General features: G+C 38.6%; 17 protein-coding genes. 13 read left to right on the top strand and 4 right to left on the bottom strand.

Annotated features, from left to right (window positions below):
* The 9 genes from GNP35_RS15025 to GNP35_RS14985 are packed head-to-tail and all read left to right on the top strand — an operon-like array spanning position 1 to position 12,146.
* The gene (locus GNP35_RS15025) at positions 1–1,332 is read left to right on the top strand and encodes an alkaline phosphatase family protein (RefSeq protein ID WP_155697091.1); all 1,332 of its coding nucleotides are present in this window, start codon (positions 1–3) and stop codon (positions 1,330–1,332) included.
* A gap of 53 nt (positions 1,333–1,385) precedes the next feature.
* Positions 1,386–2,618 carry an O-antigen ligase family protein gene (locus GNP35_RS15020; protein ID WP_196492543.1) on the top strand — a complete coding sequence of 411 codons (1,233 nt, stop codon included), beginning with the start codon at positions 1,386–1,388 and terminating at the stop codon, positions 2,616–2,618.
* A 9-nt stretch (positions 2,619–2,627) separates the two neighbouring features.
* Positions 2,628–3,500: a hypothetical protein gene (locus tag GNP35_RS15015; protein WP_155697089.1), complete on the top strand. Its 873-nt coding sequence runs from the start codon at positions 2,628–2,630 to the stop codon at positions 3,498–3,500.
* A 40-nt stretch (positions 3,501–3,540) separates the two neighbouring features.
* Positions 3,541–5,034: a lipopolysaccharide biosynthesis protein gene (locus GNP35_RS15010; protein WP_155697088.1), complete on the top strand. Its 1,494-nt coding sequence runs from the start codon at positions 3,541–3,543 to the stop codon at positions 5,032–5,034.
* The gene (locus GNP35_RS15005) at positions 5,034–6,113 is read left to right on the top strand and encodes an acyltransferase family protein (RefSeq protein ID WP_155697087.1); all 1,080 of its coding nucleotides are present in this window, start codon (positions 5,034–5,036) and stop codon (positions 6,111–6,113) included. The genes GNP35_RS15010 and GNP35_RS15005 overlap by 1 nt, the downstream gene beginning before the upstream one ends.
* Positions 6,088–7,968 carry an asparagine synthase (glutamine-hydrolyzing) gene (gene asnB, locus GNP35_RS15000; RefSeq protein WP_155697086.1) on the top strand — a complete coding sequence of 627 codons (1,881 nt, stop codon included), beginning with the start codon at positions 6,088–6,090 and terminating at the stop codon, positions 7,966–7,968. Before GNP35_RS15005 ends, asnB begins: the two co-directional genes overlap by 26 nt.
* A 1-nt stretch (position 7,969) precedes the next feature.
* Positions 7,970–9,910, top strand: coding sequence for an acyltransferase family protein (locus GNP35_RS14995; protein WP_155697085.1), 1,941 nt, complete (start codon positions 7,970–7,972; stop codon positions 9,908–9,910).
* Positions 9,907–10,965, top strand: coding sequence for an acyltransferase family protein (locus tag GNP35_RS14990; protein ID WP_155697084.1), 1,059 nt, complete (start codon positions 9,907–9,909; stop codon positions 10,963–10,965). Before GNP35_RS14995 ends, GNP35_RS14990 begins: the two co-directional genes overlap by 4 nt.
* 14 nt (positions 10,966–10,979) lie before the next feature.
* Complete coding sequence (locus GNP35_RS14985; protein WP_330997844.1) at positions 10,980–12,146, top strand: glycosyltransferase; 1,167 nt, start codon at positions 10,980–10,982, stop codon at positions 12,144–12,146.
* On the opposite strand, the gene GNP35_RS14980 is transcribed toward GNP35_RS14985, so the two are convergent.
* The 3 genes from GNP35_RS14980 to GNP35_RS14970 form a co-directional block, all read right to left on the bottom strand.
* Positions 12,143–15,118 (bottom strand): hypothetical protein, encoded by a 2,976-nt coding sequence (locus GNP35_RS14980; protein WP_155697083.1) that lies wholly within the window; start codon positions 15,116–15,118, stop codon positions 12,143–12,145. The genes GNP35_RS14985 and GNP35_RS14980 overlap by 4 nt on opposite strands.
* Positions 15,119–15,289: 171 nt before the next feature.
* Positions 15,290–16,537 (bottom strand): glycosyltransferase, encoded by a 1,248-nt coding sequence (locus GNP35_RS14975; protein ID WP_155697082.1) that lies wholly within the window; start codon positions 16,535–16,537, stop codon positions 15,290–15,292.
* A gap of 6 nt (positions 16,538–16,543) precedes the next feature.
* The gene (locus tag GNP35_RS14970; RefSeq protein ID WP_155697081.1) at positions 16,544–17,488 is read right to left on the bottom strand and encodes a polysaccharide deacetylase family protein; all 945 of its coding nucleotides are present in this window, start codon (positions 17,486–17,488) and stop codon (positions 16,544–16,546) included.
* A 213-nt stretch (positions 17,489–17,701) separates the two neighbouring features.
* Here GNP35_RS14970 and wecB point away from each other — a divergent pair, with 213 nt between their 5' ends.
* The 4 genes from wecB to GNP35_RS14950 are packed head-to-tail and all read left to right on the top strand — an operon-like array spanning position 17,702 to position 22,220.
* Positions 17,702–18,826: a non-hydrolyzing UDP-N-acetylglucosamine 2-epimerase gene (gene wecB / locus GNP35_RS14965; RefSeq protein WP_155697080.1), complete on the top strand. Its 1,125-nt coding sequence runs from the start codon at positions 17,702–17,704 to the stop codon at positions 18,824–18,826.
* A gap of 1 nt (position 18,827) precedes the next feature.
* Positions 18,828–20,078, top strand: a complete 1,251-nt coding sequence (gene wecC, locus GNP35_RS14960; RefSeq protein WP_155697079.1) for a UDP-N-acetyl-D-mannosamine dehydrogenase — start codon at positions 18,828–18,830, stop codon at positions 20,076–20,078.
* A gap of 20 nt (positions 20,079–20,098) precedes the next feature.
* Complete coding sequence (locus tag GNP35_RS14955; protein ID WP_155697078.1) at positions 20,099–21,142, top strand: hypothetical protein; 1,044 nt, start codon at positions 20,099–20,101, stop codon at positions 21,140–21,142.
* A gap of 4 nt (positions 21,143–21,146) precedes the next feature.
* Positions 21,147–22,220 (top strand): FemAB family XrtA/PEP-CTERM system-associated protein, encoded by a 1,074-nt coding sequence (locus GNP35_RS14950; protein WP_155697077.1) that lies wholly within the window; start codon positions 21,147–21,149, stop codon positions 22,218–22,220.
* Here the strand turns inward: GNP35_RS14950 and GNP35_RS14945 are convergent.
* Positions 22,212–23,075, bottom strand: a complete 864-nt coding sequence (locus GNP35_RS14945; RefSeq protein ID WP_155697076.1) for a glycosyltransferase — start codon at positions 23,073–23,075, stop codon at positions 22,212–22,214. The genes GNP35_RS14950 and GNP35_RS14945 overlap by 9 nt on opposite strands.
* Positions 23,076–23,291: the final 216 nt, after the last annotated feature.

Here is a 23,291-nt window from a genome sequence, read left to right as displayed (position 1 = left end):
ATGACAGACCAATCAAAAAATGTAATTTTAGTAGAGTTTAACGAACTCGTTCCGCACCTAGTTGATAAGTTTATGGCGGAAGGGCATTTACCTAACTTTAAACGTTTGGCCGATAAGTCTCGCTGTTTTGTGACCGACGCAGCTCAGAGTGGTGAAGACCTCAACCCTTGGATACAATGGGTAACGGTTCATACTGGTTTAACTCCTGAAGAACACACAGTCTATCGCCTCAATGAAGCTGACAAGTGTAAGGGTAAATACATTTGGGATGATTTATCGGCACAAGGTAAATCAAGTCTTATTTTTGGCAGCATGAATGGTTATATCACTGATTCCTTCAAGGGTACTTACCTTCCAGATCCTTGGGATACGCTGACACAACCTTCAGAAAAACTAAAAAATTACGCCGAATTTATAAAAGCATATGTACAAGGCAATCCCGCCAACAGTAAAGTTTCTGCGGTGCAATTCTTATCATTTATGGTTCAAAACGGCCTGTCATTTAAAACGTGTTTAAAAATAGCGAAACAGCTGATTATTGAGAAGTTCGATGCTAAGAAAAAGTGGCGTCGAGCTGGTTTATTAGATTGGATTCAACTTGATGTATTTCGACATCTTTACAAAAAAGAGCGACCAACGCTTGCGACAATCTTCTCTAATAGCACAGCCCATATTCAGCACACTCTTTGGAAAGAATCTTTTCCTGAAGAATTTGGCGGCAACACAGCTAAAACGATGTCTGATAACCCAATGCTTATTTCCTATATTAATCATGACAAATTGCTGGGTGACATTTTAAAGCTTGCTGATGAAAATACTGAAATTGCGCTTTGTACCGCATTGAGCCAACAACCCTATACAAAAAATGAGAAATGTTTTTATCACATCAATGATTTTAACAAACTCGTTTCAACGTTATCAATTCCAGGTAACCCAAAGTACATTCCAGTAATGGCTGAGCAGTTTCATATTAAATTTGATAGCAAAGAAGCCGTAAACGTTGCTTTTGAGCACCTTTCACAATTTGAAATGTTAAACGACAGCTACTTTTATGAGGGATCTAATAAAGTATTTTCAATGTCGATTGATGAGAATACTATCCATATCAAAAATCGCTGTTCAACTGAAGTAAAACAAGGTGCAATCTTTAGAAGTTCAATAACAGAGGAAAGCTTCTCTTTCTATGATTTGTTTTACAAAATGGACGATCAGAAAACAGGTATTCATCACCCTCATGGTATTTTTTGGATAACCAGCAGTAATAAAGATACTGTAAATACTATTATTCCCCTAGAAGAAGTGAACAACAAGCTAATGGCAAAAGTTAATTAAAGATGCCAATTACCGCGCTTGGTTTTTTAGCTGTATTTAGCATTGGGTGCTTAGTGGCACTCAAACGCCCATACGTTGGACTTTTACTGTACTTTTTTGTTTATTACATGCACCCACCAGGAAAATACTGGGGTAGTTTTTTACCTGAAATGCGTTGGACATTAATAGTTGCGCTAATCACGCTTATTAGTACCTTCATACACGAAAAAAACTTAAAAGCCTGGTTAAAACCTAAAGAAACAAAATGGTTACTGGCACTATTTTCCTACATTTGCTTGCAAATGACCTGGGTAAACTATCCCTCGCTCCACCAAGAGTATTTAGTTTTACTTTTTAAATTGGTCATTCTTTATTTTATAATTGTTACTTTAGTAAATACAGAAAAACGTTTAATAGGTGTGATAGTAGCCAATGCAATAGGCGCAGCTTACATAGGCTTAGAGGCAATACAAACTCACCAAAGTGGCCGTTTTGAAGCAGCAGGACTACCCGGTATTAAAGATGGAAATTTGTTAGCAATACATTTGATTCCGATTATTCTAATGACATCAGTGCTTATCCTTACCAATATAAAACGACGGTATTTAGTTTTTTTCCCTTTAGCTTTAGTGGCCAATTTATTTTTTATGACGGGAAGCAGAGGTGGACTAGTAGGGCTGGTGATAGCAGGCTTGTTTTTTATTTGGTACAGTCCGAAGGAGAAAAAAACACAAGTTTTTAAATGGGCCGGCATTGCAGCTCTGCTCGGGTCTATGTTATTGGGCCCATTGATAGCTGAAAGAATGAATAAAGTGATTAATGCCCAAGAAAACGAGGAGGTTGATAAAAGTGCTTACACTAGAATAGTGGTAATTGAAGCACAATGGGAAATGTTTAAAGATAACCCTGTGCTAGGCTTTGGACACAGAGGTACTCTCATTCAAAGCCCATATTATGTAGCGGAAGAGTATATGACTGAAACTGCCATTGGTGGTCGACGCGCCTCGCATAATATTACTATGTCCTTTTTAGTTGATCATGGACTGGTTGGAAGCTTTTTCTTTCTATTTTTAGTTGTTGGCGCAGTATATAAAGTCAAAATTGTTAACGCTGTTTTTGAGAAAAACCCTAGAGTGGCTCTTGTCTTATTAAGTTGTAGCTCAGGTCTCCTTGGAGTAATGGTTTCTAGTCAGTTTTCAAATAGCAAAGTTTTAGAAATATCTATTTGGATGATTGCCTTAATTGCTGCAATAAGCTTAATAATGAAGAAAGATGAAAAGCACAACTTATTAGACAAAGACGAATAGCGAGCAATTATGGATATTGAAGAAAAATTATACCGGACCGGTAAAGGGCATTGGAACCATTTCTCTTTGGAATTAGAGCAAATATTTGAAGCTGCGAAGAAGTGGAAGACAAAGGCTGAAGGCTATGACAAGTTATGGCTATGCTGGAATGTTGATCCAGACTGGTGTCTAGTGCAACAGCAGCTAGTAAAAGATGCCGGATGGACTCCGCTTGTGGGTTCAGATCCTAGAGCAAAAGCGCCGGTGCTGCTTGAGGGATCGATTGAAATTGACTTTAATGAAGATTTAAAGTTACCAATGCTTCACATGATGTTTCCTATAGAGTTTGCTTTTTTATACACTAAAAAATTAGCGTTTTGGCATTCAGACTTGCTTGTCCGTAACAAAAACGTCTCATATTTAGCCGAACTATTTGAGTCTTTGCAAGAAGGTGATATTGCGGTTACCAAGCCCAATCGTGGCATTAAAAATACGATATTAAATAAATATAACCGATATTGGGAGTTGGCTGGTTGCACAACTCAAGCGGCTAGCAAACATCAGTTTGAAACTGGTTCAGGTTGGTTTGGTCATGTCGCCTACCATCCTAATTCACCAAAAGCAGAGTTTGCAAAAAAATCTAAAATTTATTATGACCATGGTAGCGGTATAAAGTATTGGGCCAAAAACCTTAAGCCTAAAAGCTCTAAAGTCTATTTGATTCCTGAAAAACTCTTAGATGAAGGTCATTGTACTAGAATTAGAAGTAAACATTATGTAGCTCAATCCCCTAATAACTCTAGACGAAATTTAGCATTAGACTTGTCTTACAATTTCGATCTTAAGACTGAATGCGAAAAGCTTGATTTAGGCAACACATATAAAAAAGTATTACCCGAATAACATACATAACAAGCAAGCTTTAAAAAGTGAACATAAATAGATGAACCATCAACATTCGCCAAAATTAGCGAAGAGTGCATTGCTAATGCTAGTTACTCGCTTAATTATTAATACCCTGGGTATTGTTAGCTCTCTCGTTTTAGTGCGTATTTTGTCACCCCAGGACTTTGGGATAGCTGCAATTGCTATGTCTCTATACAGCTTAGTTAGTTTGTTTGGTGACTTTGGTTTGAATACAGCGCTAATACAAAAAAACAAGTTGGAAAAAAGCGACTATGATACAGGCTTCACAATCAACTTAATCTTTGGAGTTGTAGCGTGTTTATTCTTTGTAATAATGGCAAATACAATTTCAGTTTTTTTTGAAGACCCTCGCCTAGAACCAGTCATTTATGCAGTTTCATCGCTGTTTGTAATTTCTAGTTTCAAAAATATTAAAGTTGTCGACTTCCAAATCGAGATGAACTTTCATCTCGAGCTTAAACTTCAAGTTATCCCCAAGCTAATAAGCTTTTTCGGAACGCTATTAATGGCGTACTTGTTGGAAAGTTATTGGGCTTTAATTTTTGGTTCACTTCTTGTCACTTTGCTAAACGTAACTTTTAGCTATGTGATGTTACCTTATATGCCTTCATTGTCATTAAAAGGCGTAAGAACATTGTTTAACTTTTCTAAGTGGATAATGTTAAATAATCTTTTTTACTATTTAAATAACAAAAGCGTTGATCTAATAGTTGGTAAGTTTATTTCTACCTCTGCTGCTGGCATTTATAGTATCAGCAAAGAAATGGCTACATTGCCAGCCACAGAAATAGCAGCACCTATCAATAAGGCTTCGTATCCAGCGTATGCAAAACAAAAAAGTAATTTTGAGGCGCTACGTGAACTTTTTTATCAAACAACATCAATGATTACGGTTATAGCACTCCCCGCATCTTTGGGGCTAATGATTACCGCTGATTATTTTGTCCCTACTGTACTAGGTGACAAATGGATGTCTGCTATTCCTGTTATCCAGTTACTTTCGGTGTTTGCGTTCATTAGCTCTGTTTCATCAAATAATGGATATATTTTCTTAGCACTTGGAAAGCCGAAAGTTACTACACTTATTTCAGCTATAAGAATCTTGTCATTTTTCGGATTTTTATTTGGATTAAATCTAATTGAAAATATAGAGGGACCAGCATTAGCTCTGATACTCAGCTCAATTGTTAACTTATTTGTATCATATTTTTTAGTTCGCCGTGAGATATCGATTTCGATAACTAAGACTGTTGTCACAAATATGCGAGCTATTCTTTCGGCCTTAGCGATGTGCATAATGCTTTTTTTAGTAAAGCATTACCTTAACTTTGATGTCAGTTTGTTTACTTTCTTACTGTTAGTTTTATTAGGTGCTGTTTTTTATTCAGGGTTTATTTTGACAGCGTGGGTTTACAGTGGAAAGCCAGAAAGTGTTGAAAGTTTAGTTGCAGAAAAGCTTTCGCAAACTTTTGGGAAGTTTAAAGTCTCAATGAAAAAGAGAACCTATTAATGAACAATACATACCGGTTAGCTTCTTTAGACGCTTTAAGGGGAATTGCAGCTCTTGGAGTGGTGCTTTATCACTTTACTTCGCTCTTTGCGATAAAGTTTAACTACCCTGAGTTGTCCGCTATTTTTCCTTCACCTTCGTCACACATTGGCCGGTATGGGGTTGAGCTTTTTTTTATTATAAGTGGTTTTGTCATTTCGATGTCTATCGAAAATTCCAATAATGTTTATCGATTTTTTGTTTCTAGATTCTCCAGATTATTCCCTACATTTTGGGCTGCAGTTTTTATCTCTTCCATTTTCATTTGGATCTTCAATGGGCAGTTTGATCTTGTTGTTTTTCTTAAAAACCTAACTATGACCCCTAATTTTTTTGGTGCAAAAAACATCGATGGCTCATATTGGACTCTTACATATGAATTATTTTTCTACATTGCTATAGCCACATTATTTTATTTTTTTAAAACAATCCCTACTAGATTAATGGTTGTTATTGGCATCGGAGTTTCACTACTAACAATACTAGTTTCTATGTTTGATGTTTATTTGGGGTATAAAGTTAAAGCTTTACTACTAATTCCTCATATCCATTTGTTTTTAGCCGGATTTCTATTTTACAAACTTTGGAACTCAAACAATTTAAAACCGACCCATATTTGGATTATCAATTTGGTACTATTTGTTTTAGTTCTAGTTCAATGGCTATTGGCAGAATCAGACTATTCTCGACATAACTTTACTTCAAGCATAATGGTAACAGCCTTCTTTTTGATAATGATTTTAGTAACAAAAGAAAAGCTATCTTTTCTGAGTCACCCAATACTAGTCTACTTAGGCACGATATCTTATTCGTTATATCTAATTCACCAAGAAGTCGGTTACATTTTCATTAGTCAACTTATTAACATTACTGGTAGCTATTGGTTGAGTATGCCTTTAAGTCTCGCTGGTGTAATATTAATAGCTGACTTAATGTATCGATATATTGAAAGTCCATCTAATAAAATTGTAAAGAGATACCTGATGCTCTTTCAAAAAAATAAAGTAGAAAAAAATGTGCGGAATACTAGGAACACTTAATTACAATAACGCAGCGGATGCAGAACGTATTGCCGCCATGCGAGACACGATGCCATATCGTGGGCCTGACGATAACGGGTTATGGATTTCAGGCGACAAATATTGTGCATTAGCACATTTGCGTTTGAGCATTTTAGATCCAACCCCAGCTGGCCATCAGCCGCGCATCGAACAAAGTGGTCGTTTTGTTATTTCATACAATGGTGAAGTGTATAACTACATTGAAATTCGCGCTGAACTGGAAGAAAAGGGCTATACCTTTGAAACCGGAACCGATACCGAAGTTATTCTGCAAGCTTATGTAGAATACGGTGTTGAGTGTTTGCATAAATTTAATGGCATGTTTGCTATCGCTATTTGGGATAACCAAACACAAGAGTTATTTTTAGCTCGTGACCGAGTGGGTATAAAGCCTGTTTATTATTATCACAATGACGATGAGTTGATTTTTGCTTCTGAAACGAAAGCGATTTTAAAAGGTCTAGATGCATTACCAGGCTTAAATATCGAGTTAATCGACGACTACATGAGCTTTGGTTATATTCCAGGTGAAAACACCTTACACCAAGGCATTAAACGCTTAATGCCTGGTCATTACGCCATTGTTAAAAACAAACAAATGAGTATTACTCAGTGGTGGGATCTTAAATTTGATAATACGCAAGACAAAGGTTTTGACTACTATTTAAACGAAAGTAAACGCTTACTTGAGAGCGCTATTGACCTTAGATTACGAAGCGACGTTCCATTAGGCATATTCTTAAGCGGTGGTATCGACTCAAGTGCAGTTGTTGGTTTGCTTGCGGACAAAGTCAAAGAGCCGTTAAAAACCTTCTCTATTGCTTATGACTTTGGTAAAAACTTTGATGAAACTCAATATGCCCGAATGGTGTCTGAAAAGTTTGGTACCGATCATCACGAATTAAAAATTACCCCTCAGCAATTTGCCGATTTTATTCCAGAGTACATTCATCTAATGGATGAGCCCGTGACCGAAGCCGCTGCTATTTCTCTGTTTTTTGTCTCTAAACTCGCAAAAGAAAAAGTAACGGTGGCGTTATCAGGTGAAGGTTCAGACGAAATATTTGCAGGATATGATTTATACCAATACATGAACGTATTGGAAAAATATCGTGGTGTTGTTGGTCAAACAGGTAGTGAGTTTTTTGCGGGTATTTCTAACAAAGTGCTGGGTAAAAGCCACAAGGTATCTAAATACCTAAACATGGCAACACAACCTATTGAACAACGTTATAAAGGCATGTCTACGTATCCTGACGCCTCAAAAGAAGCCTTGTATAGACAAGACTTTAAACAGGAATTAGATAGCGCCAAAGAGCGCACGTCTCATGGCCAATTCTCAAAACAATTGTTTAAAAACATGGAAGGCCAAGACCAGCTCAACAAAATGCTCTACTTCGATACAAAAACCTGGCTAGTAGATGACTTGTTAATTAAAGCCGACCGCATGAGCATGGCAACATCTGTTGAATTACGAGTTCCCTTCTTAGATTACCGATTAGTTGAGTTTGCCGCGCAAATACCGTCTAAGCACAAAATCAAAAAAGGTGAAGGTAAATACCCACTTAAGAAAATGATGGAAGGCATACTGCCAAATGAAATCATTTATCGAAAGAAAATGGGCTTTCCAACACCACTTAAATTGATGTTCCAAAACGAACTAAAGGACTACGCCAAGGACTTATTGTTGTCTGACAATACAAAGCTGCACCAGTTCTTTAAAGTGGAGCGAATTCAACAGCTGATCACAGAGCACAACGCTAATAAATATGACCACCATAAAACATTGTGGCAATTAGTGGTGCTAGAAGAATGGCTTAGGAAGAATAGTTAAGATGGAAAAGGATAAAAGGACTTATTACTCCCATATAGACTCGTTACGTGCCATAGCTGTTTTCACGGTTATTTTATTTCATATTAACCACAGCTATTTACCTGGCGGGTTTATTGGCGTTGATATTTTTTTCGTTATTTCAGGTTATTTAATATCGAGTCAACTATTTAAGTCTGTTTCAAACAATACTTTTTCAATAAAAGAGTTCTACGCCCGTCGTATTAAACGAATTTTACCCGCGGCATTATCAGTTATTTTATTTACTATAGTAATAGCGCAGTTTATTTACTTACCAGAAGATGCAATTAAAGTAGCTGAGTCTGGTATTTGGTCTGCAATATCATTGCCCAATGTGTATTTCTGGAAATTCCAAGATACTAGTTATTTTGCTGCCAGTAGCTATACCACACCGCTATTACACTATTGGTCCCTAGGAGTAGAGGAGCAGTTTTATTTTTTTTGGCCGCTAGTTGTTTTAATTCTATTACCTCGGTTAAGCAAGTTTTTATTCAGCATCGTCATATTAGTCACAATACTTATTTCAGCCGGTATTGCTCAAACCCTAATAAGCGAACATCACTCTTTTGTATATTATATGCTTCCAACCAGAGCGGGTGAACTGCTCGTGGGTGCCTTACTGGCTGCATTGCTGCATTTTAATATGATCAAAAAGCCAACTAAAAACACTCCATTGTTATTGTTGTCTGTATTTGGAATAGTTGCTTCATGTGTATTTATTTCTTCAAGTGATATATTTCCCGGTTGGCTATACCTAGTACCTACAAGTTTTGCAGCTTTATTTATTTGGTCTGGCTTTAACCAAACCTCATTTACGCATAAATTCCTCACCATAAAGCCGGTGCTTTGGTTAGGTAAAGTTTCCTATTCTGCTTACCTTATTCATTGGCCTCTATTGGCCTTTTATCGATATGGTTACGGTGAGCCATCTGTATTTGCTTCAATTGTTTTATTTTTTACCATTTTGTTATTGGCATTTATCAACTGGAAATTTATAGAAGAACGATTTAGATACTCAAGCGGCACATTTAACAATTTAGCATTTAAACAATTTATATTGCCTTCCATAATTATTGTCACTATAGCCTTTGCTGTAATTAAAACTGAAGGATTCGGTTTACGGATACTAAACGATACCTACGCTACTGAGTTAGCGAGCAAAAGAAACCATGCCGTAACCACCAACAAGTATGATTATATTTGTCAGTACTGGCGGTTAGAAGAAAAGCACTTTAACAACAGTGATTGTATTATTGGTGACAGTAAAGAAACTGACGTTTTGTTATGGGGAGATTCTAACGCAGCTCATTACATAGGAATCTTCGGAACTATCGCAAAAGAGCAAGGCTGGTCATTTAGAAACGTATCCCACGCTGCTTGCCCGCCCATTTTTGCCGATGTAAAAAGTTTTGTTAAAGTTAATCGCTATGACGACTGTGCAAGTTCAATTAGGCTAGTGAAAACTAAGTTAGCGCAATACAACACAATCATTGTCTCTGCTGCGTACAATCATTATCAACAGTTAGACAGTGATTTTATGAGGCACTTTGAAAGTATGGTGTTGGAACTAAATAAGGCTGAAAAAAAAGTAATTATTGTTGGTAAGGCCCCTGTTTTCAAAAAGTTTGATCGCCATTGTTTGTCGAAAACAATCATATATCCCTTTAAAAACTGCCTTAATGTTCAACAATCTAACAAAGCAGAAATTGATGACATTAACAAACAGTTAGCAACGTTCGCAAACAACACCGAGAACGTTAACTATATAGACTTTAACTCAATAATTTGCAGCAACGGATGCAGCCCATATAGAGAGGGTAAACCAATCTATTTTGATTCTAGTCATATAGAGACCCTATCTTCTTGGAACATAGTACGCAATAGCTCTAACCTAAATTTCACTTTTGAAGGACGAACCCTGTGAATAAATCTTTATCGTTGTATTTAGATGTCTGGCGATTCTCAGCTGCGATGATCGTATTTTTATCACATGTCGCATCACAGAAAATCAGTGGTGGGCTATTCTGGCAAACCAAAGCGTATGACCAAACAGCGGTAATGATATTCTTTGTAATGTCAGGTTTTGTGATTGCTTTTGTCACAGAAAAGAAAGAGAAAAATCTGTTCAGCTTTAGCATTGCTCGTATAAGCAGGCTCTATTCAGTCTTAATTCCTGCCTTGGTTGTTACCATCATTTTCGACTATATCGGCTTTAAAATAAATCCTGAATTTTATCTTGGAGGACCGTGGCCTTTCGACACTGAGAACTTATTTACTAACTATTTTCTATCTTTTTTTATGGTTCAAAATGTTTGGAACCTTGGCTTTAACCCCGGTATCAACCAACCTTTTTGGTCACTATCCTTTGAGTGGCTTTACTACATCATTTTTGCCTGTGCATTTTTCTTAAAATCAAAGTGGAAGTATCTACTGCTAACTATTTTTGCCGCCATCGCAGGACCTACAATACTTGCTTTATTACCAATTTGGATCGCTGGCTTTGTTTTGTATAAAGCGATGCAAAAAAGCACTAGCAGTGAATGTTCTTTCATTCGCGCAGTGATATCATTGCTTGCATTAGTACTCCTGGTCTTTTTTGGCCCAGAAATCAGAAGTATTGATTTTAACTCTACATTTATCCAAAGAAAGGAACTTTTTGGGGATTACTTTGACGCACTAATGTTCTGTATACACATATACTTCTCACCAGCACTTCTTAAGTCATTCTCTGCGGTACTAGAAAGATTTGAGAGTTATATTAGATGGGTGGCCTCATTAACGTTTGCTCTTTATTTATTCCACAGACCAATAATTCAAACTGTCGCAGCAATTAATCCTTACGAAAACTCGCATTGGTTGTATCTATTGGCGTTGTTCTTTATCCCATTCACCATTGTTGTTACTATTGGTCGTTGGGCAGAGAAACAAAAGTATACGATTAAAAATTTGTTGGTGAGCAAGTTTCAAAGCAAATATTAAAGGACTTTAGTTTAGTGAAAAACATTCTCGCAATTAGCTACTTATTCCCAAACGTTGAGCGTCCTAATCATGGGATCTTTGTGTTTAATCGATTAAAAGCAATGAGTAAATATGCGAATGTGACAGTGATTAATCCTATCCCTTGGTCTCCAGTGCATGGCTTTATAGATAAGTTTAAACACTTAGCTAACATTCCTTTTAAAACCGAACGCGATGGCATTACGATTTATCATCCACGGTTCTTTTCTATTCCTGGCCACTTTAAAGGTTTGGAAGTAGTGACTTATAAACAAGCGGTAAAGAATGTTATTAAACAAATTGGTTTTGAGTTTGATTTAGTCGATCTTCACTGGACCTTTCCAGACCTGCCAACAGGTGATTACCTTAGTAACTACTACAAAGTACCTTACAGAGTTACCTTGCGCGGTATGGAAGCCTTCCACCAGCAAGACGGCGATGTAAGAGAAACTTTAGTGGCGCATTACCTTTCTAAGGTAGATAGCATTATTTCGTTAAGCGAAGAAATGGCCGACACAGCCGATAAAATTGCCAATACACGTTCAAAAACAAAAGTGGTGAGAAACGGCGTTGATACCGACGCGTTTTATTATATTGATCAAGCAGAGTGTCGAGACAAGCTAGGTTTACCGTCCGATCAAAAGATCATTTTAGGTGTAGGTGCCCTTATTCACCGCAAAGGCTTTGACGTTGTTATTAAGGCTCTAAAAAAGATCATCCTACAACTAGGCTTAAACAACACTCATTTTTATATTTTAGGCTCAGAAGGCGCTGAAGGCGATTACCGTAAAGAACTAAAAGCCTTAGTTGCTAGCCTTGGCCTTAAAGACCATGTTCACTTTGTGGGTGCCGTACCTAATAATGAGCTTATTACTTGGTATAACGCTGCTGACGTATTTTGTTTGTCTAGCCGCGGTGAAGGTAGCCCTAATGTACTCACAGAAGCATTAGCGAGTGGCTGTCCTGCAGTAGCTACCAATGTTGGTAGCGTACCAGAGATTATGGCCAGCGAACCAAACTTAGGTACCGTTGTTAAAGTAGACGATATTGATGCCATAACTAAAAACTTAAGTGACTTACTGCTCACAGAAACAGACAGAGCCACTCAGGCTGATAACCTAAACAAATACACCTGGGATTGGTGTGCCAAACAAGTAGTTTAATCCAGCTTACAAATGGCATTATTTGATGAACTACTTTGCACCAATTGAATTTCATTTAATATTAATTGTGCTTTTTGATCATAATTAACATTTACATTTATGCTCTGGTATTCGTTTTTATCATCAGTGTATATATATTCCGCTAACCCGTAGGAGTGCGGTGCAATGGTAACAGAGTCAAGCTCCTCCCATTGTGCAGCACTTTCATGTGAATAACGCTCTACACTTGTTAGCGATATTCTTGGGTTAAAGTACTTTCTTTCATCTGAGTTGTTATACCAAACCAGCCTAATCTTATCCCCATTAGACAGTTTATATGCGCCTTCAGAAACTCCTTGATAGTTATATGAACCGCTACTAGCTACTGTGTTAGTAAAGCCATTTAGGTAAAGCCCAGTGTATTTATCCTTGATTATTTTTTTGAAATCAGAATCAAGATAAACACCGCTACTTTCCCACTCTCTAAAGTTGGCAATTACTTTGCAATTGGAGGCAGTATAATAGTCTTCTGGGTGTATTTTTATACTGGCAGGTACGTTGATAATAATATTGTCATTCCTATGTATTTTAAGTTCAAACTCATAATGACCTTCAGTAACAAGGACACCCTCAATGTTATGGTTATCATTTAGCATTAAACCAGGAGGCAAAAACAAAGTTTCAATGTTAGTGATGTTTTTATCAATGTTAAACTCACTTAGATCAAACTGGTACTGCCGACCTTCAACCCCCTCAACAAGCTCAATAGGTTGTAAGTTTATAGCGGGCTGTACAGTCTCTAACTCTATTTTATCTAAAATAATTGCACTGTTTTCTGTGCTATTTTTCGCTACATTTATAATATTAATAAGCCCACTTTCTTGTTCTGACAGGGTATATGTAGATGTTTTCTGGTCACTTGCAACTAAGGTTAAAGACTCCATGTGGTGCCATACTCCCTCTTTGCCGGAACCTTGCCTATCATTGTCGGTGAAGCTAATAGAGGGAGTAAATTCATGATCAGCATAAGAAACGTTGTGCCAGGTAAAAATTAATTTATCTCCTGCGGTCAAGTCTAACCCTCGGCCCTGAATACCCTGGTAATTGTATCCTTCACCCATACCAAATTTCGTATAAATACCAATGCCATTAAAGCCTGTATACCTATCCCTTATAACTGTATTTAAGTCATAAAAGCTAAGCGCAGTTTCTTCACTAGAATTTTTAAAGTCGGCTAACAATATTACTTTTTTGTCATTAATTGGATTTAGTTCTCTCTCTACCTTAACTGTAAAGCTTTTTTGTATTGCAGAACCTACAGAGTCTTTAATTTGAGCGATTAATTCAAAGCTTTCTGACTCTTTAGTTATCCCTTTCAAAAAGCCTGTTTCACTAATTTGATATGTACTATTTGGGCGCTCAGTAAGGTTAAAGTTGTAAGGTGGTACGCCTCCTGAGACTAATAGTTGAGCACTATACTTAGTATTGCTCTTTGCTATGGGTAACTCCTCTGTAACAATACTTAAAGGCGCATCACTAACCGAGTCTTCAATAATAGAAAATTCATAGCTGGTTGTTTTTACTAGGTTCTTCTTTTTAATTTCGCCAAGGCCTGGCACGTTAACTAATTCGTTATCTACTTTGGACTCTTCTATGCCCTCCCGTTTTGAAACATCTTTAATCGCAAAGTATATGGTGTTACCTTGCTCAACCTTAACTTTGTGTTCTTGTTGTAGCTCTAAAGCCGCCCATATTTGGTTATAACCGGAGTTTGGTTTTTTGATTAAACCAACGCTACTATTTAATGCTCTATTAAAGTTAATAACTTCCTTAGGTACATAGGCTTCTTCATAGTTAAGATTATTTATTGGGCTAAATGCATAACGAACTTCGTATTCGGCGCTACACTGTAAACACCTGTATTTATCATTAAAACTAATGTCGAACAAAAGCTTATCGGGATCAAAACCAACCCCTACATTATTTATAGTCTCTTCATTCTCATAATCTACATAGCCAAGCCGTATTTCATCAATATAGTACTCAGAAAGAACAGGTAGGTTTTTAGAAAAACTAGGTACTAATGCTAACGCCGCTATATGTTCAAAATATTCTTGGCCTTTCCCACTAAATTCGTATCCGCCCTCATCAAAAGCACTGTACGGTCCAGGGGAGCCGCCATTAAAGTGCAGAGGGTGAGCATCAAACTGAACTTTAGTCCATCCTCCCATAGGAATGTTTGATACATAATGATAATAATGTCCTTTTCTTGAATCATTGATAAAAGGATAAATTGAGAACTGAATATTTGGCCGCCTTAGAGAATTCGATTTCACTTGAGAGGCTAAGTTACCTACAGCAGGTGGCATTTTAAGCCAAAGAGTAAGCCGATTTTTACCTTTAAATTGATCAAATAATGTAGTTGAGGATTGGCTCTTTAAATAGAGTGAGAGGCCGCCGTCAAGTGTCGAAGGCTCCCCCGGGTTTGGTGATGTTAAATCAGCGTCCATAAAGTCTTGCTTAGACTTTATTTCAGGTCCCATAAATGACACACCACCTTCAGAGTTTGCATAGGCACCACCAGTCATTTGTACTTTTAATGAAGATCCCTTTTTTGCTATTGATGTGCCTGCGTCAATAAAGCCAAATCGAGTCCACCCCATGTGAGATGTATTGTAATAGTTATAATACGGAGCCAACTTAAGCCCGTCTATGCTGCAAAGATTTGACTGACTTAATCCGTTGTAAACATTACAGTCATTGTTACCCTTATCGGAATAAAACCATTCATCAAAGCCGTTCTCAATCTTTCCATCTATAAAGTCGAAGCTCATAAAAAGCTCATCTTCATTGGCTACTGATGTTTGGGGGCTATTTTCGTTGCTTTCATTATTTGTAATGCTAGTTGAACTTTGTGTTGTTTCTTCCTTAGATTCACCGCTACAGGATATAAGCAATGTCGCTAACATCATAAAACCAAAAACACTCTTCATTGTTCTAAAACCTTGTGATTGAGAAACACGGTTACATAGGGAAATTAAAGTGTAGAACATAATTTACGACTCATTTTAGGTTTGGGTGATAGAATAATAACTAGGACATTAAATAGAACGATCATACGTTGTGAACTAGGCGCTGGCTCATGTCTATTTTGAACAGTCGCTTTAAACAAGCCCCAACATTACTTGCTCTAACTGCCTTGCCTTTTGCTCACGGTTATAGGCAGTTAAATCTCTTTGATATACAGTAACCTGACCCTGCTCGTTTTTACTGCCAATTAGCTTTGTAATTCCTACTGCCAATTCTTCCGCTGCCATGCCGGTTTCAACGCCATCAAATGATGATGCTAACTTGTAGGTTGCACCTTGCGAGTCAGCTTTTACTAACATTGCACGTTGGGTTCGCAGGTATTCGTATACTTTGCCCGGGATTTGTTTGTTAAATCGTGCGTCTTGAATAAGCACCAATGCATCGGCTCGTGTCATATTATTTAATGCATTAATAAAGGGTACAGGCTCAACAAACTGAACTAAATCAGCAATGCCTAATGCAATTAATGCATCACTAAATTCTTCACCACTGCCTGCTCCTTGAAATATTAATTCAAAGTTATTGGCATTCACTAAACCATCATTGTTTAACATGGCTATGGCTTCAAATATTGGCACTGGATCGCGGCCATGCGCATATAAAACACCACTGTAATACATTGAGAATTTTTTTGAGTCAAACGGCGTATTGGCGCGCTCTAATGAACTTAACGCGGCTAGCCGTTCAAAGTTTGCTTCGTCAAACCCGTTTTCAATGACGGTATTTTTACTTTCAACTAAAGCACCATACTTAGCCTGATATAAATCGCGCACGGCAGCAGTTGCGTAAGTAAGGTGGGCGGAATTTCGCATTACTTGGCGGTCAATTTTTTTATGGATGTAGTCTAACCATCGCCCTGCGCTGCCATTCATGTAATGACAAGGGTCTCGATAGTCAGCAACCCAAGGCAAGCCTGTCTGTTTGGCTAATTTGTTGGCAATGTAATGTGTGCTTGGCGTTGGTGCAGAAGACCAAATAACGTCGGGCTTATATTTTTTTATTAACTTTGCGCCCACTCTAACCGACGAAGGAATCCATGTTAGGCCCCAGCGGTCTGGAGTTTCCATAATAGAAAAGTATTTACCTTTGTATGACAAGTCGCGCTGAACATCGAGCGCTCGAGTGCGGTAAATTTTATCGTCCGGCCCGTCTTGATAGGTTGAGTCTATTTTTGAATACGCACTTGGGTTTGCGGTTAATACAATAACTTCCCAGCCCCACTGTTTTAAATATCGATAAAAACTTTCGATGCGTGGAACCGACGCGCCATTACTTGGTGGAAACTCAAAGGCGATCATCAGAACGGTTTTAGTGGCGCTCACGGGTAGTTACTCTCCGGCTATTTTTAGTATTGATAAACAAAACTGATTAAATTCTTTTCGATGTGGCATAAACCTAGGCAACGCCGTTAAACTGGTTTTAGATGTAATACCACCATCATTGGTTGCGACACCATATTGGATGCCAAGTTCATTTAGCACGTGTTGATGTTCCACTTTAAAGTCTCGACCAAACCAGCCGTTTGGGTAGGCAAATAGCGACGGCGCTTCACCCAAAATGTCAGTTAAATACTCAACCGAGCCAATCACTTCTTGTTTTGCCACCTTTAGTTTCTGCATAGCAAGAATACTATGAGAGTGAGTGTGCGCTCCAACATCGTGACCAAGTTTTGCTATTTTATTTAACTGTTGTGCCGTCATCATGCATCTAGCTGGCTCAAAACGACCTATCTTTTTGTAAATAGCGTTAAGCACCTCGTCTCGTTCTTGATTCGCTAAAAACTTAATTTTATTTACTAGGTATAAATAAGCGTTTGCTTTTTCTTGTTCAGTATTAAGTACAAATGACTGGTCGAATAGTCCAAACTGCGTTGCCATGGTATTTTTTAACGACTCGGCCAATTCATCATTCCACAAATAACCTTGTTCAGTGCCTTTAGTGGCGATAAAAAAACTGGCTTTTATTCCTAGTTTCTCAAAAACTGGCAGTGCATTATCAAAGTTATCGGCATAACCATCGTCAAAGCTTAGCACTAATGCCTTTGGAGGCAACTTACCTTGTTCAATCAATGCTAGCGCTTGGCTCAAAGAAAATATCTTAAAGTACTTATTGAGTTTGGTTAGCAACACTTCAAAATTAGCAGAGGTGATGTCGTCGGGGCAAAATAATGACGGCTCGTTAATAACACGATGAAAATACAATACTGCCAGAGGGTGTTCTTTATGCTTTATTCTATTTATGAAGGCCAATAGGCTTAAACCAAAATGTAACATTCCTTTTGTATCCTTACTTATCAGCGCGATTAACAAGAGTACACGGAGTTGTTTTCTTTGTGAATAACCTAATGTGCAATACCAACATATAATGACTATATTTATTGCGGCGCTAGTGGCAGAATAACACTCATTATTTTAGGTGATTAGCGAGCTAACTTTTTGTTTAGAATTGCTAATAACTTGCTATGGAAATTTAAATAGGCAGCGTAAATGAAAAAGGTTCTAACGGTATTTGGTACACGCCCTGAAGCAATAAAAATGGCGCCCTTGGTACACAAATTAGCGGCGGCAGAAGGTTTAGACGCTAAAGTTTGCGTAACGGCTCAACACCGCGAGATGTTAGATCAGGTTTTAGAGTTATTTGAAATTAAGCCTGACTACGACCTTAATATTATGAAGCCTGGCCAAGACTTGTACGACGTGACCACCAATATTTTAAGTGGTTTAAAGCCTGTTTTGGCGGAGTTCAAACCCGACGTTGTTTTAGTTCATGGTGATACTACCACTACATTTTCAGCATCCTTAGCCTCGTTTTATCAACAAATAAAAGTGGGTCATGTTGAAGCTGGATTACGCACAGGCAATATTTATTCGCCTTGGCCAGAAGAAGCCAACCGCAAGCTAACAGGCTCGCTCACCAATTTTCATTTTGCTCCTACGTCATTATCTGAGTCTAACTTACTTAAAGAAAACGTATTGCCATCGAGCATTACAGTGACCGGCAATACCGTTATTGATGCGCTACTTTGGGTTAAAAACAAACTTGAAACAGACAGTCAATTACAAACACAGTTTGCTAAAAAGTTCGACTTTTTAGATGCGTCGAAAAAGTTGATTTTAGTGACTGGTCATCGCCGTGAAAGTTTTGGTGGTGGGTTTGAGCGAATTTGTGCTGCGCTTGCTGAAATTGCCGAACAACGTGAAGACGTACAAATTGTTTACCCAATGCATTTGAATCCAAACGTTAGAGAGCCAGTGAATCGCCTGCTGTCAAAACACAAAAACATTATTCTTATTGAGCCACAAGACTACTTACCGTTTGTTTACCTTATGAATCAGAGTTATTTGATTATTACGGACTCTGGTGGCGTGCAAGAAGAAGCACCATCGTTAGGTAAGCCTGTTTTAGTGATGCGCGATACCACTGAACGCCCTGAAGCGGTAGAAGCAGGAACCGTTAGATTAGTCGGTACCGACGTTCAAAAGATCACAGAAAATACATTCGAATTATTAAACGATGCCGCCGTGTATGAAGACATGGCTCGCGCCCATAACCCTTATGGTGATGGTGAAGCTTGTCAGCGCATTGTAAACACGCTTTTAGAGGAATTATAAAATGGAATTTAAAAAAGTTTCCGTTATTGGACTAGGTTACATAGGTTTACCAACGGCTGCGGTAATTGCTTCGCGCGGTATTAAAGTGGTGGGTGTTGAAATTAACCAAAAGGCGGTAGACACCATTAACGCCGGTAACATTCACATTGTTGAGCCTGATTTAGATATTGTTGTAAAAAGCGTTGTTTCCACTGGCAACCTTCGCGCTACCACACAAGTTGAACCTGCTGAAGCCTTTATGATTGCAGTGCCTACTCCGTTTAAACATGGCGAAGATGATTCCCACAGCCCTGATTTGAGTTACATAGAGTCGGCGGCTAAAGCCATTGCTCCGGTATTGGAAAAAGGCAATTTGGTTATTTTAGAATCGACGTCTCCCGTTGGTGCGACAGAAAAACTAGCGGGCTGGTTAAAAGAAGCGCGTCCAGACTTAACCTTCCCACAAGATGTTGGTGAGCAGGCCGATATTAATGTTGCCCATTGTCCAGAACGCGTACTACCAGGATATGTTTTACAGGAATTAGTATCGAACGACCGTGTTATTGGCGGCATTTCTCCAGCTTGCAGTGCTAAAGCCGTTGCGCTTTATCAAACTTTTGTTCGTGGCGAGTGCATTATTACTAATGCTCGTACCGCTGAAATGGCGAAGTTAACAGAAAACTCATTCAGAGACGTTAACATTGCCTTTGCCAATGAGCTTTCAACAATTTGTGATCAGTTACACATTAACGTGTGGGAATTGATTAAATTAGCGAATCGTCACCCTCGTGTGAATATTTTGAATCCAGGCCCTGGTGTTGGCGGTCATTGTATTGCCGTTGATCCTTGGTTTATTGTTGATAGTTGCCCAGAGCAAGCCAAACTAATCAAACAAGCTCGCTTAGTGAATGACAACAAACCTCATTATGTTATTGATCAAATAAAAGAAGCCGCTGACCAATTTAAAAAGCCTGTGATTGCTTGTTTAGGTTTAGCCTTTAAAGCGGACATTGACGACTTACGTGAAAGCCCTGCAGTACAGATTGTTGAGCACCTAGCAAACGACAATATTGGTGAATTATTAGCGGTTGAACCTAACATTAGTGAATTACCAGAGTCGATGACAAGCAAAGGCGTTGAGTTTGCTTCATTAACTCAAGCGTTAGAGCGCGCCAACGTGATTGTTGTATTGGTTGATCACAAAGAGTTTAAGTCTGCTGATAAAGCGGCCTTTGCGAAAAAAGTAGTGATTGATACACGCGGTATTCTTTAATTCAAAAAAGGAGGTTTAGTGTGACACTTCGTAATTTAACATCCATTGGTTTTGTTGGTTTACTGCTGTTATCTAACCTCTTTGCTGCTTACTCTTATGCTAAACAAGTGTTTGTAGATGGTCAGTCTTTTAGTTCATTAGCGGAAGCTAAACCGGCTATTAAAGACGGCAGTCGCATTTATTTAGAAAAAGGCATTTACACTCAAGGTGTGTACTTAACCGCTAGCAACATTTCAATTTTAGGCGAGCCTGGCGTTGTATTTGATGGTGCTACGGCCGATGGCAAAGCCGCATTAGTATTAACGGGCAACGATGTTGTTGTTGAGTCAATTGAATGCAAAAACATAGCGGTGCCCGATGGCAATGGCGCCTGTATTCGATTTGAAGGCGAGAACATTACCATTCGAGACTTGTATGCACACGACAGTCAGTCTGGTGTAAAAACAAGCCGCGTAAAAGGCTTTGTTCATATTGAGTTTTCTAAATTTGAACGTATTGGCAATCGCAATGGCTTTTCCCATAGCATGTATATTATTGCCGATGAATTAGTAGTGCGTTATAGCCAAATTTTAAGCACAAAAAGCCAAGGGTCTGGCATTAAGTCTCGTTCTAAAAAAGTGGTTGTTGAAAATAGCCTGTTGGCTTCCCTAGACGGTGTTGATAGTCGTTTAATCGACATGGCGGAATACGGCGAATTAATTGTTCGTGACAGTATTTTGCAGCAAGGCGATAACTCCTCAAACAGCCAACTCATTGCTTACGGACTTGAAAAGAAAGCCAGGAAGTTTGCCGTTAATCGCATTGAGCTGCGTAATAATTTAATATTTTTTGATCGTACTCGCCCAAATGTGCTTATTTCAAAACGTTTAGACGACGGTTTTGTAAGTAGCGGTAATATGTTTATTGGCGATTTAAATCACCCTGACCAAATGGTGCCTTACAATGAATGGTTTTTAAGCCGACAAGACGCCAAGTTAGAACCTTACCCTTATTTACCTAAAATATCGGAACGAGAGAAAGTAATGACTTTTGTTCGGGTAGCGGGATCACAGAAGAATTTATAATTAAATGGATATTTCAACATCACACTCAGCCGTTAGCGTATCGTTATTATCGCCTACCGACCATGACCTTTGGGATAAGTATGTACATACTAAACCTGAAGCAAGCATTTACCATCAAAGTAAATGGCTTACACTTATTGAGTCTTCTCTTAAACAAAACGGCTTTTATTTTATTGCAAAAGACGCAACCAATAACGTTGTGGGTATTTTGCCTATTATTAATTTGAAAAGTTGGCTGTTTGGCAATTACATGGTGTCCATGCCGTATTTTAATTACGGGGCTGCTATTGCAGATTCACCTGAAATTGAAGCGCAACTTATGCAAGCCGCCATTAAACAAGGCGAAACACTTGAGGTAAGCCACATACAGTTTCGTGCTTCTGAGCCTTTTGTATCATCGGCAACAACCGATGCGATGACGGTATCGACGCAAAAAGTAAATATGATTTTAGACTTACCTGAAACGCCAGAGTTGTTAGGCAAGGCGATAGGCTCTAAGCGTCGTTCGCAAATAAAAAGGCCAATTCGTGAAGGTGTGTCTCATAAGTTTGGTGGCGTGGAGTTACTTGAAGATTTTTACGAAGTGTTTTGCTTGAACATGCGCGACTTAGGTACACCGGTTTACAGCAAACTGTTTTTTAAGGAAATATTAGAAACCTTTGCCGACAATGCCCTGCTATGTGTTGTGTACTGGGAAGGCAAACCTGTGTCCACCGGCTTTTTACTGCACAATAATGGTCGTATGGAAATTCCATGGGCCAGCACAGTGCGTTACGCTAACCGAATTTCTGTGAATATGTATTTGTATTGGCAGATTTTAAGTTATGCCATTGAGAATGATTTTAAACAGTTTGATTTTGGTCGCTCAACCATTGACGCAGGCACTTACAAATTTAAAAAGCAGTGGGGCGCAGAACCTCAACAATGTTATTGGTATCACTGGGTTCCAGAAGGTGCACAAGCGCCCGACTTATCGCCGAGCAGTGGTAAATTTGATTTAGCGATTCAGGTTTGGCAGAAGTTACCGTTGTGGGTCACTAAGATGATAGGCCCACCAATTGTACGGAACTTACCGTAACTCTACTTGATATAACCCCAAGTAGGCATCGACCATTTTATCCATGCTGTAATTATCAAATACAAGTTGATGGGCAACACCGGTTTTTTGCAATCGTGCCTGCTCATCTAACAGTATGTTGTTTAGCGTTTCGGCATAGGATTCCACGTTTTTACTTTCAACAAACCAGGCATGACTTTCGTCGATAAACTTGGCAATACCGCCCACGTTTGTGGTGATTACCGGAACCTTTAATGCCATGGCTTCCAAAATGGTCATTGGCATGGCTTCATAATTTGATGACAGCGCAAATAAATCGGTTTTGGACAAAATGTCGGCCACATCAGATCTAAAACCTAAAAACTCAACATCTTTGGCGCTACTTAGTGAATTGTTGAAATCCACTAACTCTTGATAAATAGGTCCATTACCCGCCAGCTGAAGTTTTACATTTTCCCAATTAGGGTAGGTCTTTTTAGCCAAATCAAACGCCGACAATAGTAACTTTTGATTTTTAATTGGGTCTAACCGGCCAACCGTTGTGATCACAAACGGCGCATTGCCAGACGCGGAAGTGACAGAGGTTTGGTTTTCTGACGTTTGGTGTTCTGAGGTTTGGTTTTCTGAGGAACCGTTTGTCACGACTTGTTTTCCTGCAACTTGTTTAACAGCAACGTCTTTTTCAACTGTGACGCCATTAAAGATAAGTTGGACTTTGCTTTCGCTGATTTTTAAAGCTTCCGTCACCCATCTATATAAGTCATACGACACTACAATATAGTGGTCGATAAACTTGGAAATCAGTTGTCTGAAGCGATTGTTAAATTTGTTCTTACCTGCAGGGTCATCGCCGCCACGGCCATGGTCGCAATGCACAGTGACAGGAAACGCCCGCCAATTTTGCCGCTAGATGATATTCAATAGTGCCAAAGTTATAAGAGTGAAACGCCGCCGGCTTTATTCGTTTAAGTAATTTGAAGAGTTTGAGATGACTGAAAATGTCATTACCTGGCTGCTTGCCTAAACAATAAACTTCAACCGGTACGTTAATTTCTTTGGCGAGCTCAAAGTCTGTTGTTAGCGAAATGAGCA

It is taken from the genome of Psychrosphaera haliotis (assembly GCF_009728465.1).
GTDB lineage: Bacteria > Pseudomonadota > Gammaproteobacteria > Enterobacterales > Alteromonadaceae > Psychrosphaera > Psychrosphaera haliotis.
The sequence above is the reverse complement of the archived record's forward strand: the minus strand, read 5'-3'. Positions and strand labels throughout refer to the sequence as shown.